Origin of the sequence: Methylobacterium variabile, from assembly GCF_001043975.1 — a bacterium.
GTDB lineage: Bacteria > Pseudomonadota > Alphaproteobacteria > Rhizobiales > Beijerinckiaceae > Methylobacterium > Methylobacterium variabile.
The window spans coordinates 19,671-34,044 of record NZ_LABY01000101.1; the positions used below are offsets into that span (position 1 = coordinate 19,671).

The following is a 14,374-nucleotide window of genomic DNA, read 5'->3' on the forward strand; positions in this document are numbered from 1 at the left end:
GCTACAGCGAGAGGTCCAGTGACCAGGGCAAACCGGGCCGGCCGCGCGAGGCGGCCCCATGGCGTTCGCGCCCGCAGCGCCGAGGGGCGCGTCCGGTGAGTGCGCCGGGCCGCGCCGCACGGCCGCGGCTCGCGCGGGCCCAGGCGCGGGCCCGGGCCCTGCTCGGCGGGGTCGGGGCCCGGCGCTGGTGGCTGGCGGCGGCGACGCTCGCGATCACGCTCGCCGCCTTCCTGCTGGCCCTCAGGGCCGGCCACGAGCAGCTGCGGCACGCCTCGCGCCAGCGCCTCGTGATCGCCGAGGCCGTGCTGCGCGCGGCGGTCGACCGCTACCGGTACCTGCCCACCGTGCTCGCCCTCGACACGCAGGTCCAGGCGCTCCTCGCCGACCTCGACGCGCCCGGCCGGGTCGCCGCCGTCGACGCCAAGTTCGAGGCGATCGCCCGGGCCTCGGACGTGGCGGAAATCTACCTGCTGGACGCGAAGGGCCTCACGCGGAGCGCGAGCAACTGGAACCAGCCGCTCACCTTCGTGGGCATGTCCTACGCCTACCGGCCCTACTTCCTCGACGCCCTGGCGGCCGGCACCTCCCGCTACTTCGGCATCGGCACCACCACGAGCCGGCCCGGCCTGTTCATCGGCAAGGCGGTGCCGTCGCCGGGCGGCGGGGTCGCGGGCGTCGTGGTCGTCAAGGTCGACCTGGAAGGCCTCCAGGGCGAGTGGCGCCGGGCCGGCGAGCAGATTCTCGTCTCCGACGCGGTCGGCGTCGTCTTCCTGGCGAGCGAGCCCGCCTGGAAGTACCGCCCGTTCCGCCCCCTCGCGGCGGCCGACACGGCCCGCATCCGCGCGGCCCGCCAGTACGGCGACAGCGACCTGCAGCCCCTCCTGGAGGACGACCGGGCCGACCTCGGCAGCACGGTCCGCCTGCCGGTGGGGGACCGCGCCGCGCGCGGGCTCGTCGAGCACGTCGCGATGCCGGATCTCGGCTGGACGCTCTGGTACGTCGCCCAGACCGGGCCCGCCCTGCGCCAGGCGCTCCTCGTCGCGCTCGCCGCCGGGGTCGCCTGCCTGGCGCTCGCCTTCGCCCTCGCCGCGGCGAGCCAGCGGCGGCGGCGGCTGCGCGGCGAGCAGGCCATGCGCCGCGCCCTCGAGCGGCGCGTGGCGGAGCGGACCCGGGCCCTCGCGGAGCGGACCGACGCCCTCAGCGCCGCCAACGACCGACTGCGGGCCGAGATCGCCGAGCGGGAGCGCGCCACCGCCGCGCTGCGGGCGACCCAGGACGAGCTCATCCATGCCGGCCGGCTCGCGGCGCTGGGCCAGATCTCGACCGCGATCAACCACGAGATCAACCAGCCGCTCGCGGCGTTGCGCACCTTCCTCGCCAGCACGGCGGTGTTCCTGGAGCGGGGCGACACGGCGACCGTGAGCCGGAATCTCGAGCGCATGACGCAGGTGACGCAGCGTATCTCCGAGATCATCCACCACCTCAAGGCCTTCGCCCGCAAGACCGGTTCCGGGCACCGGGAGACGGTGCGGCTCGCCGCCGCCGCCGAGGCCGTCCTCGACCTGCTCCGGGCCCGGATCCGTGCCGAGGGCGTCACGGTCGACTGCACGATCCCCTCCGATGCCCTGGTGCGGGCCGAGCCGGTGCGCCTGGAGCAGGTGCTCCTGAACCTGATGGTCAACGCCCTCGACGCGATGCGCGAGGCCCCCGAGCGCCGGCTCGAGTTGACCGCGACGCGGGAAACGGATTCCAGGGAAACGGCTTCCGGCGACGCGAACGCCACTTGGCGCCTCTGCGTCGCAGACAGCGGGAGCGGGATCCCCGAGGAGCACATGCCGCACGTCTTCGATCCCTTCTTCACCACCAAGGCGGCGGGCGAGGGCCTGGGGCTCGGCCTGTCGCTGTCCTCGCTGATCGTGCGCGATCTCGACGGCAGCCTCTCCGCCGCCAACGGCGCGCGCGGCGCCGTCCTGTCCCTCGTCCTGCCGGCGGCGGAGGCCTGAGCCGCCATGGCCGCACGGGTGTCCCGGGTCCTGTTCGTCGACGACGAGGAGACGGTGCGCGAGGCGCTGCAGCAGTGGCTGACCCTCGCCGACTACGCCGTCACGACCTTCGACGCGCCCGAGGCGGCCCTCGCCGAGATCGACGAGACCTTCCCGGGCATCCTCGTCAGCGACGTGCGCATGCCGCGGGTCGACGGCCTCGAGGTGCTCGAGCGGGCGCTGGCCCGGGACCCGGAGCTGCCGGTCCTGCTCGTCACCGGCCACGGCGACGTGCCGATGGCGGTCGAGGCGATGCGGCGCGGCGCCTACGACTTCATCGAGAAGCCCTTCGCGCCCGAGCGCCTCGTCGACGCGATCGGCCGCGCCTGCGAGAAGCGGCACCTGACCTTGCGGATCCGCAGCCTCCACGCGGCCACGGATGCCCGCGGCATCGAGAGCCGCCTGATCGGCACCTCGCGGGCGATGGAGACCCTGCGGCGCGAGGTGCTCGACCTCGCCGCGACCCCGGTCAACGTCGTCATCAACGGCGAGACCGGCTCCGGCAAGGAGCTGGTGGCGCAGTGCCTGCACGCCTTCTCGGGCCGACGCGACGCCCGATTCGTCGCCGTCAATTGCGGCGCCATCCCCGACACGATGGTCGAGAGCGAGCTGTTCGGCTACGAGGCCGGTGCGTTCACGGGGGCGGTCAAGCGCCGGGTCGGCAAGCTGGAATACGCCCACCGCGGCACGCTCTTCCTCGACGAGATCGAGGCGATGCCGCTGCTCGGCCAGGTGAAGCTCCTGCGCGTGCTGCAGGAGCGGCGCGTGGAGCGCCTCGGGTCGAACGAGGCGGTGGCGGCCGACCTGCGCACGCTCTGCGCCAGCAAGGTCGACCTGCGCGCGCAGGTCGAGGCCGGGCTGTTCCGCGCCGACCTCTACTATCGCCTCGGCGTCGCGGAGCTGCGCATCCCGCCGCTGCGCGAGCGCCGGGAGGACATCCCGCTGCTGTTCGAGCACTTCGCCAGCCTCGCCGCGGAGGCGCACGGCCGGGCGATGCGGCCCCTCGGCGCCCGGCTCGTCCAGGACCTCGTCGAGCAGCCCTGGCCCGGCAACGTGCGGGAGCTGCGCAACGCGGCCGAGCGCTACGCCTTCGGCCTCGACCGGCACGGCGCGGCGCCAGAGCCCGAGCCCGAGGGCAGCGGGCCGCTCTCCCTGGCGAACCAGGTCGAGGCCTTCGAGCGGGACCTGATCCGCCAGGCGCTGCAGCGGACGCAGGGCAACATCGCCGAGGTCATGCGCCTCCTCGACCTGCCCCGCCGCACCCTGAACGAGAAGATGCAGCGCTACGGCCTGAGCCGCGGCGACTTCGTCGGCTGAGCGGGGGCGGTCCGCTCCGGTCTCAAGCCACCGTGAGGACGATCTTGCCGCGGATGTGCCCGCGTGCGGCCCGCTCGTGCGCCCGCCGGGCCCCCGCGAGCGGGTACGTGCTGTCGACAGCGACGCGGACCGCACCCGTGTCTCGCCCGGCTGCCCTCGTGCCGTCCGGGGACCGGCATTCCCGGCCGGTCCGCGACCGGTCGCGGGGCCCGGTCACGCCGCGATGACGTGGGGCAGGAAGCGGGCCCGGTCCGTGGTGATGAGGCCGTCGCCCTCGCGCAGGCAGAGGCCGGCGGGGGCATCGCCGACGATCCAGCTGCCGACGAGGGCGTGGTGCCCGTCGAAGCGGGGCAGGGCGGCGAGGCCCTGGCGCACGTAACCCTCGGCACCGTAGGGACCCTCGCCCTGCGCCGCCACGGCGCCGTCGCGCACGATCAGGACGTTGGCGCCCTCCCGCGCGTAGAGCGGCTTCTTGACGAAGCTCGGGCCGAGCGCCGCCTTGGCCGGATCCTCCTCGAAGAAGGTCGGCAGGAGGTTCGGGTGGCCCGGCTCCATCGCCCAGAGATGGGCCAGCATGCCCTTGTTCGAGAGGACCGCCTTCCAGGGCGGCTCCAGGAAGCGGGTGGGCGAGGCGCCGACCGCCCGGCCGAACGGGTCGGCGAACATCCACTCCCAGGGATAGAGCTTGAACAGGGTCCCGATCAGGCGCCCGGCCTCGTCCACGAACCGTCCTCGCGCGTCGAGCCCGATCGCCTCGACCGGCAGGAAGGGCGCGGCGAGGCCGGCCTGGAGCGCGCAATCCTGCAGGTAGGCGACGGTGCCGCGGTCCTCCGGCGCGTCGGAAAAGCTCGCGAAGGCGATGCCGGGGGTGGCGCCCTCTGCGCCGAGTTCGGCGAAGCGCGCGATGAGCCGCTCGTGCAGGGCGTTGAACTGGTCGGACCCGGGCGGCAGGCGGCCGCTCACCAGCCCGTCCTCGAGCCAGAGCCACTGGAACACCGCGCTCTCGTAGAGCGCGGTCGGCGTGTCGGCGTTGTACTCGAGGAGCTTCGCCGGCCCGGTGCCGCCGTAGCTGAGGTCGAGGCGCCCGTAGAGGCTGGGGTCGCGCCGCCGCCAGCTCGCCCGGATCGCGTCCCAGGCGTGCTCGGGGATCTTCAGGGAGGCGAGGATCTCGCCGTCCGCGACCGCCCGGTCGACGAAGGCGAGGCAGAGCGCGTGCAGCGCGCGGCTCGGCTCCTCGATGTCCTCCTCGATCTCCGCCAGGCTGAAGGCGTAGTAGGCGCTCTCGTCCCAGTAGGGCGCCCCGTCGAAGGTGTGGAAGTGGAAGCCGGCCCGCGCCGCGTGCTCCCGCCAGTCCGGCCGCTCGGGGATGGGGACGCGGCGCATCAGCCGCCCCCGCCCGCGTGCCCGCCCGAGGCCATCGTCGACCGCCCGGTCCCGCCGAAGCCGCCGCGGCTGACCGTGCGCGGGGTGGTGGCCACGGTGCGGGCGATCGTGGCCGCGACGTGGACGCCCGAGCCGCTGCCGACATAGGCGACCCGGCCGCCGGAGGCGGTGCAGTAGCCGCCCGCATGCCCGCCCCCGGAGGCCGCCTGGCCGGGCTCCTCCTCCTCCGGGGCGTGCGGGTAGAGCGGCTGGACCGGCACGGCCTGCTCGTCCGTCCGCCCCATCATGAAGGCGGCCATCACCGGCAGGGTGCGGCCGGCCGCCGCCTCCGTCACCGTGGCGCCCGGGACGCAGCCGCCGCGCCCGTGGTGGCGCTGGCAATCGGCCTCCGTCTCGTAGCGCGGCGCGGTCGCGGCGTAGGCCGACTGCGCGTCCTTGGCGGCCGCGATGCGGGCCTCCGCGCTGCGCACCTGCTGGGCGATGCAGGCGCCGAGCGACCCGTAGACGAGCATCTCCTCCTCCCGCTGGGAGGAATCGAGGCGGCCAAGCGCCAGGGCGGCAGCGCCCGCCCCGGCGACGAGCACCAGGGAGACGGTCGCCGAGCGCTTGGAGAACCGGGCAGGCCTCGCGGAGGGTTCGGGCGCGGGCGCGACGTCACTCATGACACCTCGGTCGGTTGGCACCTCAGTAGGTCATCGAGGCGGCGTTCAGGACGCCCCCGGCGAGCGAGGCGGCCCCGAGCAGGAGGGCGGCCGCCGCCCGGTCGTCCTCGATCCGCCGCGACAGGTCCGGCACCGCGAGGCGGACGAGCCAGTAGATCGCGATCTGAACCACGAGGGCGACGAGGCCCCAGACCAGGCAGTCGAGCACGGAGCGCGCGTTGTAGATCGCCACCGCGAGCGGCAGGGTGAAGCCGAGCAGGCTGCCGCCGAGGGCGACCGCCGCGGCCGTCACGTCCCGGCGGATCAGCGCGAGCTCGTTGTGGGCCGTGGCGAGCGTGTAGGTCAGCAGGTAGAGGCCGGTCAGCCCCGCGGCCGTGCCGAGATAGAGCAGGAAATCGGGCAGCCCCGCGATCGATGTCATCGCACCGGGAGCGCGGTCAGAGTATCGTTCGGGTCAATCCCGGAGGTGGATCTGACGTCAATCGGTGCGTGATGCAAGGCGAAAACGGCGTCCTTCTGGTCGATCTTCGGCTGGCGAGTTCACGCGATTATTCGCGCTGCGTCAACCTTGCTTGTCGCACGAAATCATCTAGGCTTTCCCGCCGCCGCGTCGATCGACGAGTGCCCGGGCCGCGCGCTACACGATTTGAACGATTCAGAATCTTGCTTGATCCACCCACCCGTCCGGCGTGCGGCGACGCGCCGTCCCGGCGGACGTGGTCGGCCCGCCCGGCGCGAAAAGAGGGTCTGGGCGTCCCACGGAGATCCGGGAGCCGGCCCGTGCCGGCCTCCGGTCAGGGCCCGCGCGGCCGGGCCACCGCCATACGGAGCTTACGCATGATCATCTGGTCCGGCTGGGGCGTGCTCAGCGCCCTCATCATCGTCCTTTCCTTCGTCGGCGGCGTGGTCCTCGACCTCCAGCTCACCAAGGTCGGCGTCCCGGCGCCGACCGGGATCCTGCTGGCCTGGCTCGCCGGGGCCGCCCTGAACTGGGTCGTCGGCCAGCGCCTCAACGGGCAGCCGGGGCGGGAGCTGGTCGACGCCCGGACCGGGCAGCGCGTGGTCCTGGTCCCCAACCACACCCTGTTCTGGATCAAGATGCAGTACTACTCGGTGGTGATGCTGCTGCTCGGCGCCCTGGTGGCGGTCGCCACCTTGACCCGGGCGCCGCGGCCCCCGGTCTGAGACCCGCCGCGCGCGGGCGCCGGCCCGGCTTCGCATGGCCCGGATCCCGCGCTCCCCGACGACGCTCCGCGCGGCCGCCCTTCTCGCCGCGGCGCTCCTCGCCGGGTGCGACCGCCCCGGCTTCGATGCGGCCGCGTGGGCGCGCGAGCGCGGCAACTACGACGGGCCGAGCCGGCGCGGCGCCCTGGTGGCCGCCCTGCCGGGCGCGGGCCTGCCCCCGGGATCGCGCGGGAGCGGGTCCGGGCGCTCCTCGGACCGCCGGATGCCGGGGGCGCGGACGAGGAGGTGTACTTCCTCGGCCGCAGCACGACCGGCCCGCACTTCGAGACCTACCGCATCGCCTACGACGGCGACGGACGGGCGGCGCGCCTGTCCGTGCGCCGGGACTGACGCCGCATGCGGGACCCGCCCGAGAGCGTTCCCGGCCCTTCGACCTCAGAGGGTGAACACCGCGACCCAGACCCGCTGCCGGCCCGGGCCGGAGGGCGCGACCACGACCTTGTGGGCCCGGTGGCCTGCCACCAGCGCCTCGTCGCCGGCCGCGCCCTCCGGCAGGGCGGCGGGCCACCAGTCGAGGCCGCTGCCGAGGACGACGAGGCCCGGATCCACCCCCCGGGCGAGGCCGCCGGGAACGAGCCGGGCCGCGAAGGCCTCGGCCTCCGCCTCCGGGGCGTCGAGGCGCAGGCGCATCAGGCGGTCGATGCCCTGCTCGTCCGCCGCGCGCAGGTCGCTGCGGCCGGGCGGCAGCGCGGTGCCCAGGAACGCCTCGATCTCCGCGGTGGTCGCCGGGGACGCAGGATCGTGGGCCGCGAGCAGTCCGGCGGCCAGGAGCGCAACGGCCAGGAGCGCCACGATCAGGAGCGCCACGATCAGGAGCGCGGCGCCGCCGCGGCGCGCGGCCCCCGGGCTCACCGGCCCGGACCCCGCAGGTAGGCCCGGATCTGCCCGGCATAGGCGCGGGCGCCCCTCGCCTCCGGCCCGGGCCCGCGGGCGATCCGGTCGAGGGCCGCGAGCGCCGCGCGGCCGTGCCGCCGGCTGGCGAACAGGGCGAGCCCCTGCTCGGCGACGTTCACGTCGAGGTCCGTGAGGCCGGCGACGCAGGCGAGGTAGCCGACGGCGTTCTCGATCGCGCCCGCGTCGAGAGCGAGGCGCTCGACCGAGGCCTCGCCGGCGAGGGCGCGGGGATAGCGCCGGTCGAAATCCTCCGCGAGGGCGGCGCCGACCCGGGCGGTCGCCCGCACCTCGGCGCAGCCCGGCAGCGGCAGCCCTGCGACGGGCGCCGCCGCGGACCGCGCCGCGCCGGCCGCCGTAGCGGCCAGGGCGGCACCGACGACGGCGGGGATGAGGGTCCGGTTGCGAATCGCGAATCTCCCTTCGTCCGCGGACGGCCTGCCGCGTCCGGCACAGGTGGTGTCGGCCCCGGCATGGTAGCGCGCCGCGGTCCCGGCGGGAGGGGCGTTGCCGACGATGAGCCGAATCCGGCCGTCGCCGGCCCTGGACGAGCCGGCCGGCGCGGTTCAGGCTCGATCCCCCCGCATCCCGTGCCGGGCCCGGGCGGGGAGATCGAGGACGACGACGGATCGGCACGCCGCATGAGCGCGGCGTCGGACGCCGTCGCCGCCGGACGACCAGCCCGCCCTCCGCCAGACCGCGCCTCGCCAGACCGCCTCCCGCCATGTCCTCCCCAACCCTGAAGCAGATCCGCTTCTTCGTCGCCGCGGTGGATTGGGGCAGCCTGTCCCGGGCGGCCGCGCACCTGAACGTCGCGCAGCCGGCCCTGAGCCAGCAGATCGCGCAGCTCGAAGCCACGCTGCGCAACGAGCTCCTCAGCCGGACGGCCCGGGGCGTGCGCCCGACCGAGGCGGGCCAGCGGTTCTACCGCCATGCCCGCACGATCCTGCGGCAGGTGGACGGGGCGGTCTCCGATCTCACCGGGCCGGGCGAGGTCATCGGGCGGGTGGCGATCGGCCTGCCGACGAGCGTCGCCACCATCCTGGCGCATCCCCTGCTGAGCACGATCCTCCGGGACTATCCGGGCATCCGGCCGGAGCTGTTCGAGAGCCTGTCCGGCTACCTGCACGAGCTGATTGCCCAGCGCCGGCTCGAGCTGGCGATCCTGTACCGCGACCGCTCCGGCCCCGGGCTCACCGTGCAGCCGATCCTGCGCGAGGAGCTTTTCCTGGTAACGAAGACCGGCACGCCGTCCGGCACCATCACCATGCGGGAGGTGTCGCGGTTGCCCCTGATCCTGCCGAGCGCGACGCACACGCTGCGCACGATGGTGGAGGCGGCCTTCGCCCGCGAGGGCCTCGCCCTCAACGTGATCGCGGACGTCGACAGCCTGCCCACCATGCGCAAGATGGCCGCCGCGGGCCTCGCCGCCGCCATCCTGCCGATCTCGGGCCTGTCGGGGATCGACGAGGCCGAGCGCCCGGCGATGCTCCGCATCGTCGCGCCGACCATCACCCGCCCCCTCGGGCTGTGCTACGCGGCCGACCAGCCCCTCGCCGGTCCCGCCGCGCTGGTGGCCGACCTGATGGTCGCGGAGGTGCGCCGGCTCGTCGAGTGCGGCGCCTGGGGGAACGCGGTCCTGATCGAACCCTGACCTGTGCCCCGGCTATAGGATTTCCCGATAGCCACCACGGAAAATCCTTCTCGATCACCGCTCCTCCCTCGGCCAGGATACCCACCAAGCAATCAGGACGTGCAGGGGGAGGCACGATGGCCCGCAGGATGCGCCTTGGGGCCCAGGCCGTCATCGGTCGGGGCTGCCCGTGAGCACGACGGCGTCCCCGGCGGCCGACGGGCCGCTCTCCGGCATCCGGGTGCTCGACCTGTCGCGCCTCGTCGCCGGCAACATGCTGAGCCTGCAGCTGGCCGATTTCGGCGCCGACGTGATCAAGCTCGAACCCGACCGGGGCGACCCGCTCCGGCACTGGCAGGAGAACGGCATCCCGGCCTGGTGGAAGGTCTACAGCCGCAACAAGCGCTCGATCCGCCTCGACCTCAAGACCCCGGAGGGCAAGGCGTCCTTGCGCCGGCTGGTGCCGACGGCCCAGGTTCTGATCGAGGGGTTCCGGCCCGGCGTCATGGAGGCCGCGGGCTTCTCCCCCGACACCCTGCTCGGGCTCAACCCGAAGCTCGTGGTCGTGCGCATCAGCGGCTTCGGGCAGACCGGCCCTTACGCCCAGCGCCCGGGCTTCGGTTCCCTCATCGAGGCGATGAGCGGTTTTGCGGCCAAGAACGGCTTCGCCGACAAGCCGCCGGCCCTGCCGAACCTGGCGCTCGCCGACATGGTGGCGGGCCTGTCGGGGGCCTTCGCGACGCTCGCGGCCCTGCGGGTCGCCGAGCGGCCGGACGGCGCCGGCCAGGTGGTCGACCTGTCGCTGCTGGAGCCCCTGCACGCCACGCTGGGGCCGGACGCCGCCATCCACCGGCTGACCGGCCGCTCGCCCTCGCGCATCGGCAACCGCGTGAGCATCACCGCGCCCCGGAACGTCTACCGGACCCGGGACGGCGAGTGGCTCGCCCTGTCGGCCTCGACCCAGGACATGGCCGCCCGGCTGTTCCGCGCCATCGGCCGGCCCGACATGGTCGACGACCCGCGCTTCGCCACCAACTCCGCCCGGCTCGACAACGTCGACGCGGTCGACGCGATCGTCGGCGGCTTCATCGCCGCGCGCGACCTCGCCGACAACCTCGCCTATTTCGAGCAGGCGGAGGTGACGGTCGGCCCGGTCTACGATCCGGCGGGCTTCGCCCTCGACCCGCACGTGCAGGGCCGGGGCGTGCTCGTCGAGGTCGAGGATCCGGAGCTCGGCCCGGTGCCGATGCACGCGCCGTTCCCGCGGCTGTCGCGCACGCCGGGGCGGATCCGGCGCTTGGCGCCGACCCTCGGACAGGACGAGGCCGCCATCGCGGCCGAGCTCGGCGAGGCGGGGGAGGGCGGGCGATGAGGCTGCGCTCCCTGCTGTTCGCCCCGGCCGACGCCCCGCGCAAGGTCGAGAAGGCGGTCGCGTCCGCTGCCGACGGCGTCATCCTCGATCTCGAGGACAGCGTCGCGCCGGCCGCCAAGGCGGCCGCGCGCGCCGAGGCCGCGGCGGCCCTGCGCGCCCGGCCCGACCACCTGATCGTGCGCATCAACCCCCGCGGCACGCCCTGGTACCTCGACGACCTCGCCGCCCTCGTCCCAGCCCGGCCCGCCGCGATCCTGCTGCCGAAATGTACCGGGCCGGCGGACCTGCTGACCCTGTCGGCCCAGATCGACGTCCTCGAGGCGGCGGGCGGCCTGCCGGCCGGGAGCGTCGCCGTGCTGCTGCTGGCGACCGAGACCGCGGCCTCGCTGCGGGACATGGACTATGCCGGCGTGTCGCCGCGCCTGCGCGCCCTGTGCTTCGGGGCCGAGGACCTGTCGGCCGACCTCGGCATCGCGCCGCGGCGCGGCGACGGCAGCCTCGCGGCCCCGGTCGCCGCGGCCCGCGGCCGCCTCCTGATCGCGGCCGCCGCCGCGGGCGTCGCGGCGGTCGACACGCCGTTCCCCGATCCCCGCGACCCCGCCGGCCTGCGGGCCGAGACGGAGGCGGCGGCCGTGGACGGGTTCTCCGGCAAGCTCTGCATCCATCCCGGGCAGCTCGAGGCGGTCACGGCCGCGTTCACGCCGCCGCCGGAGCGCGTCGCTTGGGCGCGGGAGGTCGTGCGGCTCCTGGAGGGGGGCGGGGCGGGCGTCGCGGTCCTCGACGGCCGGATGATCGACATCGCCCACCTGAAGCTCGCCCGCCGCGTGCTCGCGATGGCGCCCGACGACGGCGAGCCCGCGGCCCGAGGAGCCCGATCATGATGCGCCTTCCCACCAGCAGCCGCGCCGCCGTGGTGCGGGCGTTCAAGGCTCCGGTCTGCATCGAGGAGGTGCCGATCCCCCGGGAGCTGGAGCCCGGCACGATGCTCACCCGGATCGAGACCTGCTCGATCTGCGGCACCGACGTCCATCTCTGGCAGGGCTCGCTCGCCCTCAAGGTCGACCTGCCGGTCATCATCGGCCACGAGATGGTCGGCCGGATCGTCGCCATGGGGGCCGGCACGGACCGCGATTCCGTCGGCCAGCCGCTGCGGGTCGGCGACCGCATCACCTGGACCCACACGGCCTGCGGGCGCTGCTACTTCTGCACGGTCGCCCGCGAGCCGACCCTGTGCCAGTACAGCCGCAAGTACATGTACGAGCGGATGGACGTCGCGCCCTACCTGCTCGGCGGGTTCTCGGAATACGGCTACGTGCTGCCCGATTCCGGCCGGGTGAAGGTGCCCGACAGCGTGCCGAACGAGCTTGCCAGCATGGCGAGCTGCGCCTTCCGCTCGGTGATGAACGCGTTCGACGTCCTCGGGCGCATCGATCCGACCGATACCGTGGTGATCCAGGGGGCGGGCCCGCTCGGGCTCCTCGCCACGGCGGTGGCCAAGATCTCCGGCGCGCGCCGGGTCGTCACCCTCGGCGCGCCCGCGCCCCGGCTGGCGCTCGCCCGGGACTTCGGCGCCGACGAGGTGATCTCGATCGAGGAGACGAGCCACGCCGAGCGCCTCGACCAGGTCCGGGCGCTCACCGACGGGCGCGGCGCCGACGTGGTGATGGAGTTCACCGGCCATCCGGCCGCCTTCGGCGAGGGGCTCGACCTCGCCCGCCGCGGCGCCGCTTACGTCGTGGTCGGGCAGCTCGGCCAGGGCACCACGACGATCGCGCCCTCGGCGATCGTCGCCAAGAACCTCCGGGTGCTCGGGTCGTTCTCGGGCCAGGCCAAGGCCTACTGGAAGGCGCTGGACTTCGTCGCCAAGCACCGGCACGAGGTGCCGTTCGAGCGGATGGTGACCAACCGCTACGCCCTCGACGACGTCAACACGGCGCTCACCCGGATGAAGAACTTCGAGGAGATCAAGCCGATCATCGCGCTGTGAGAAGGCTCATCGGTACTCTCCGATGACCCTTCTTCCGTGACCGCGCCGATAGGCATGCCCACCGAGTCACAATTCCGGGGCCGCGCAGCGGAGCCCGGAATGACGATGGAGCTGGGACCGCAGGTTTCCGGACGGACAGAACCAGAAGCAAGAAAACACCCCCGCGGCCCGGCCGCCAACGACAAACGACTGTCAGGAGGAACGATGTCGAGCGCCCCTCTCTCGCGCCGTGCCGTGGTCGCCGGCACGCTCAGCGCCGGCCTGATCGGCGCCGGCCTCCCGCTGCGCCACGCCCGCGCGGCCGAGTACGTCCTCAAGCTCGGCACCGACGTGCCCGACACCCACCCGATCAACATCCACGCCCGCAAGGCCGCGGACGCCATCCGCGAGCAGACCAACGGGCGGGTCGACCTCCAGATCTTCGCCAACAACCAGCTCGGCGGCCAGAGCGACATGCTCTCGCAGCTGCGCTCCGGCGCGCTCGAATGCTTCGCCCTCTCGGGCGTGAACGTGCTCTCGACGATCATCCCGACCTCGTCGATCTACGGCCTCGGCTTCGCCTTCCCGGATTACGACGCGGTCTGGCGCGGCATGGACGGGCCGTTCGGCCAGCACCTGCGCGGCCAGATCGAGAAGGCCGGCTTCGTCGTCATGGAGAAGATCTGGGACAACGGCTTCCGGCAGATCACCAACAGCGTGCGGCCGATCAAGGAGCCGAAGGACCTTCAGGGACTGAAGATCCGTGTTCCGGTCAGCGCGCTGTGGACCTCGCTGTTCCGCTCGCTCGGTGCCGCCCCGACCAGCCTCAACTTCGCCGAGGTCTATTCCGCGTTGCAGACGAAGGTCGTCGACGGGCAGGAGAATCCGCCGGTGATCATCAATACCGCCAAGATCTACGAGGTGCAGAAGTACTGCTCGGTGACGAACCACATGTGGGACGGCTGGTGGTTCCTGATCAACCGCCGCGCCTGGAACCAGCTGCCGGCCGAGCTGAAGGACGTCTTCGCCCGCAACGTCGATGCCGCCTGCCTGGAGGAGCGCAAGGACGTGGCCCGGCTCAACGCCTCCCTGCGCGAGGAGCTGGTCGCGAAGGGGCTTGCCTTCAACGACGTCGACACCGCACCCTTCAAGGACGAGCTGCGCAAGAGCGGCTTCTACGCGGAATGGCGCAAGAAGTTCGGCGACGAGGCCATGGGCCTGCTCGAGGCCGCGGCCGGCAAGCTCGGCTGACGCCGCTCCAAGCCGGCACCAACGACGAACGGGAGGATGGCGTGAAGCTGGACGGACGGGTCGCCCTCGTGACGGGCTCGGGGCGGGGCATCGGCCTCGCCACCCTCCAGGCCTTCGCGGCGGAGGGCGCGACGGTCATCGTCAGCGACAAGCACGACGGCCGCGCCGCGGCGGCGGCCGAGACCCTGCGCGGGACCGGCGCCCGGGTCGACACGATTCGCATCGATGTCGGCGAGCCCGACAGCATCGCGGCCGGCTTCGCCACCATCGCCGAGCGGTACGGCCGCCTCGACATCCTGGTCAACAACGCGGGGATCGGCGGCAACAAGCCCTTCGTCGACGTCACCCTGGCGGAGTTCGAGGAGACGATCCGGGTCAACCTCACGGGCGCCTTCCTGTGCGCCCAGGCCGCCACGCGGCTGATGCTCGCCCAGGAGAAGCGGCCGGGCGTGCGCCCGAAGATCATCAACATCTGCTCGCTCTCCGGCCAGCGCGGCGGCAAGGGCCGCACCGCCTACGGTGCCGCCAAGGCCGGGCTCGACCTCATCACCCGGGTGATGGCGACGGAGCTCGCCGAGCACGGCATGAACGTCAACGCCGTGGCGCCGGGCC

General features: G+C 73.7%; 16 protein-coding genes. 10 read left to right on the top strand and 6 right to left on the bottom strand.

What is annotated here, in order from left to right; all coding sequences use genetic code 11:
- The first annotated feature begins 95 nt into the window (after positions 1-95).
- Both VQ02_RS15525 and VQ02_RS15530 read left to right on the top strand, forming a co-directional pair.
- Positions 96-2,003 carry an ATP-binding protein gene (locus VQ02_RS15525; RefSeq protein ID WP_053080391.1) on the top strand — a complete coding sequence of 636 codons (1,908 nt, stop codon included), beginning with the start codon at positions 96-98 and terminating at the stop codon, positions 2,001-2,003.
- Between the two features lie 6 nt (positions 2,004-2,009).
- Complete coding sequence (locus VQ02_RS15530; RefSeq protein ID WP_048445104.1) at positions 2,010-3,359, top strand: sigma-54-dependent transcriptional regulator; 1,350 nt, start codon at positions 2,010-2,012, stop codon at positions 3,357-3,359.
- Between the two features lie 22 nt (positions 3,360-3,381).
- On the opposite strand, the gene VQ02_RS40040 is transcribed toward VQ02_RS15530, so the two are convergent.
- The 4 genes from VQ02_RS40040 to VQ02_RS15545 are packed head-to-tail and all read right to left on the bottom strand — an operon-like array spanning position 3,382 to position 5,825.
- Entirely contained in the window at positions 3,382-3,576 is a 195-nt protein-coding gene (locus tag VQ02_RS40040) for a zinc-binding dehydrogenase (protein WP_425339902.1), read from the bottom strand.
- Positions 3,573-4,742, bottom strand: a complete 1,170-nt coding sequence (locus VQ02_RS15535; protein WP_048445105.1) for a glutathionylspermidine synthase family protein — start codon at positions 4,740-4,742, stop codon at positions 3,573-3,575. Before VQ02_RS15535 ends, VQ02_RS40040 begins: the two co-directional genes overlap by 4 nt.
- Positions 4,742-5,404 (bottom strand): DUF1190 domain-containing protein, encoded by a 663-nt coding sequence (locus tag VQ02_RS15540; RefSeq protein WP_048445106.1) that lies wholly within the window; start codon positions 5,402-5,404, stop codon positions 4,742-4,744. Before VQ02_RS15540 ends, VQ02_RS15535 begins: the two co-directional genes overlap by 1 nt.
- Positions 5,405-5,426: 22 nt before the next feature.
- A complete protein-coding gene (locus VQ02_RS15545) occupies positions 5,427-5,825 on the bottom strand; it encodes a DUF350 domain-containing protein (protein ID WP_048445107.1) in 399 nt (132 codons plus the stop codon).
- 416 nt (positions 5,826-6,241) lie between these two features.
- Between VQ02_RS15545 and VQ02_RS15550 the strand changes: the two genes are divergently transcribed.
- Positions 6,242-6,589, top strand: a complete 348-nt coding sequence (locus VQ02_RS15550) for a hypothetical protein (protein ID WP_048445108.1) — start codon at positions 6,242-6,244, stop codon at positions 6,587-6,589.
- Positions 6,590-6,724: 135 nt separating this feature from the next.
- Positions 6,725-6,979, top strand: coding sequence for a hypothetical protein (locus tag VQ02_RS37140; protein ID WP_157080644.1), 255 nt, complete (start codon positions 6,725-6,727; stop codon positions 6,977-6,979).
- Positions 6,980-7,024: 45 nt separating this feature from the next.
- Here the strand turns inward: VQ02_RS37140 and VQ02_RS15555 are convergent, their stop codons facing one another.
- Together VQ02_RS15555 and VQ02_RS15560 are read right to left on the bottom strand one after the other, a co-directional pair.
- A complete protein-coding gene (locus VQ02_RS15555; protein ID WP_048445109.1) occupies positions 7,025-7,501 on the bottom strand; it encodes a hypothetical protein in 477 nt (158 codons plus the stop codon).
- Positions 7,498-7,830, bottom strand: a complete 333-nt coding sequence (locus tag VQ02_RS15560; protein WP_048445110.1) for a hypothetical protein — start codon at positions 7,828-7,830, stop codon at positions 7,498-7,500. Before VQ02_RS15560 ends, VQ02_RS15555 begins: the two co-directional genes overlap by 4 nt.
- Before the next feature lie 434 nt (positions 7,831-8,264).
- Between VQ02_RS15560 and VQ02_RS15565 the strand changes: the two genes are divergently transcribed.
- From VQ02_RS15565 to VQ02_RS15590, 6 genes are all read left to right on the top strand, one after another.
- Positions 8,265-9,194 carry a LysR substrate-binding domain-containing protein gene (locus VQ02_RS15565; RefSeq protein ID WP_048445111.1) on the top strand — a complete coding sequence of 310 codons (930 nt, stop codon included), beginning with the start codon at positions 8,265-8,267 and terminating at the stop codon, positions 9,192-9,194.
- A 169-nt stretch (positions 9,195-9,363) separates the two neighbouring features.
- Positions 9,364-10,545 (top strand): CaiB/BaiF CoA transferase family protein, encoded by a 1,182-nt coding sequence (locus tag VQ02_RS15570; protein WP_083469236.1) that lies wholly within the window; start codon positions 9,364-9,366, stop codon positions 10,543-10,545.
- Positions 10,542-11,426 (top strand): HpcH/HpaI aldolase/citrate lyase family protein, encoded by an 885-nt coding sequence (locus tag VQ02_RS15575; protein ID WP_048445113.1) that lies wholly within the window; start codon positions 10,542-10,544, stop codon positions 11,424-11,426. Before VQ02_RS15570 ends, VQ02_RS15575 begins: the two co-directional genes overlap by 4 nt.
- Positions 11,423-12,532, top strand: a complete 1,110-nt coding sequence (locus tag VQ02_RS15580) for a zinc-binding dehydrogenase (RefSeq protein WP_209437026.1) — start codon at positions 11,423-11,425, stop codon at positions 12,530-12,532. Before VQ02_RS15575 ends, VQ02_RS15580 begins: the two co-directional genes overlap by 4 nt.
- Before the next feature lie 204 nt (positions 12,533-12,736).
- On the top strand, positions 12,737-13,762 hold the full coding sequence (locus VQ02_RS15585; RefSeq protein ID WP_048445114.1) for a TRAP transporter substrate-binding protein: 1,026 nt from the start codon (positions 12,737-12,739) through the stop codon (positions 13,760-13,762).
- Positions 13,763-13,803: 41 nt separating this feature from the next.
- On the top strand, positions 13,804-14,374 hold a 571-nt coding region (locus tag VQ02_RS15590; protein ID WP_048445115.1), incomplete at its 3' end, for an SDR family NAD(P)-dependent oxidoreductase.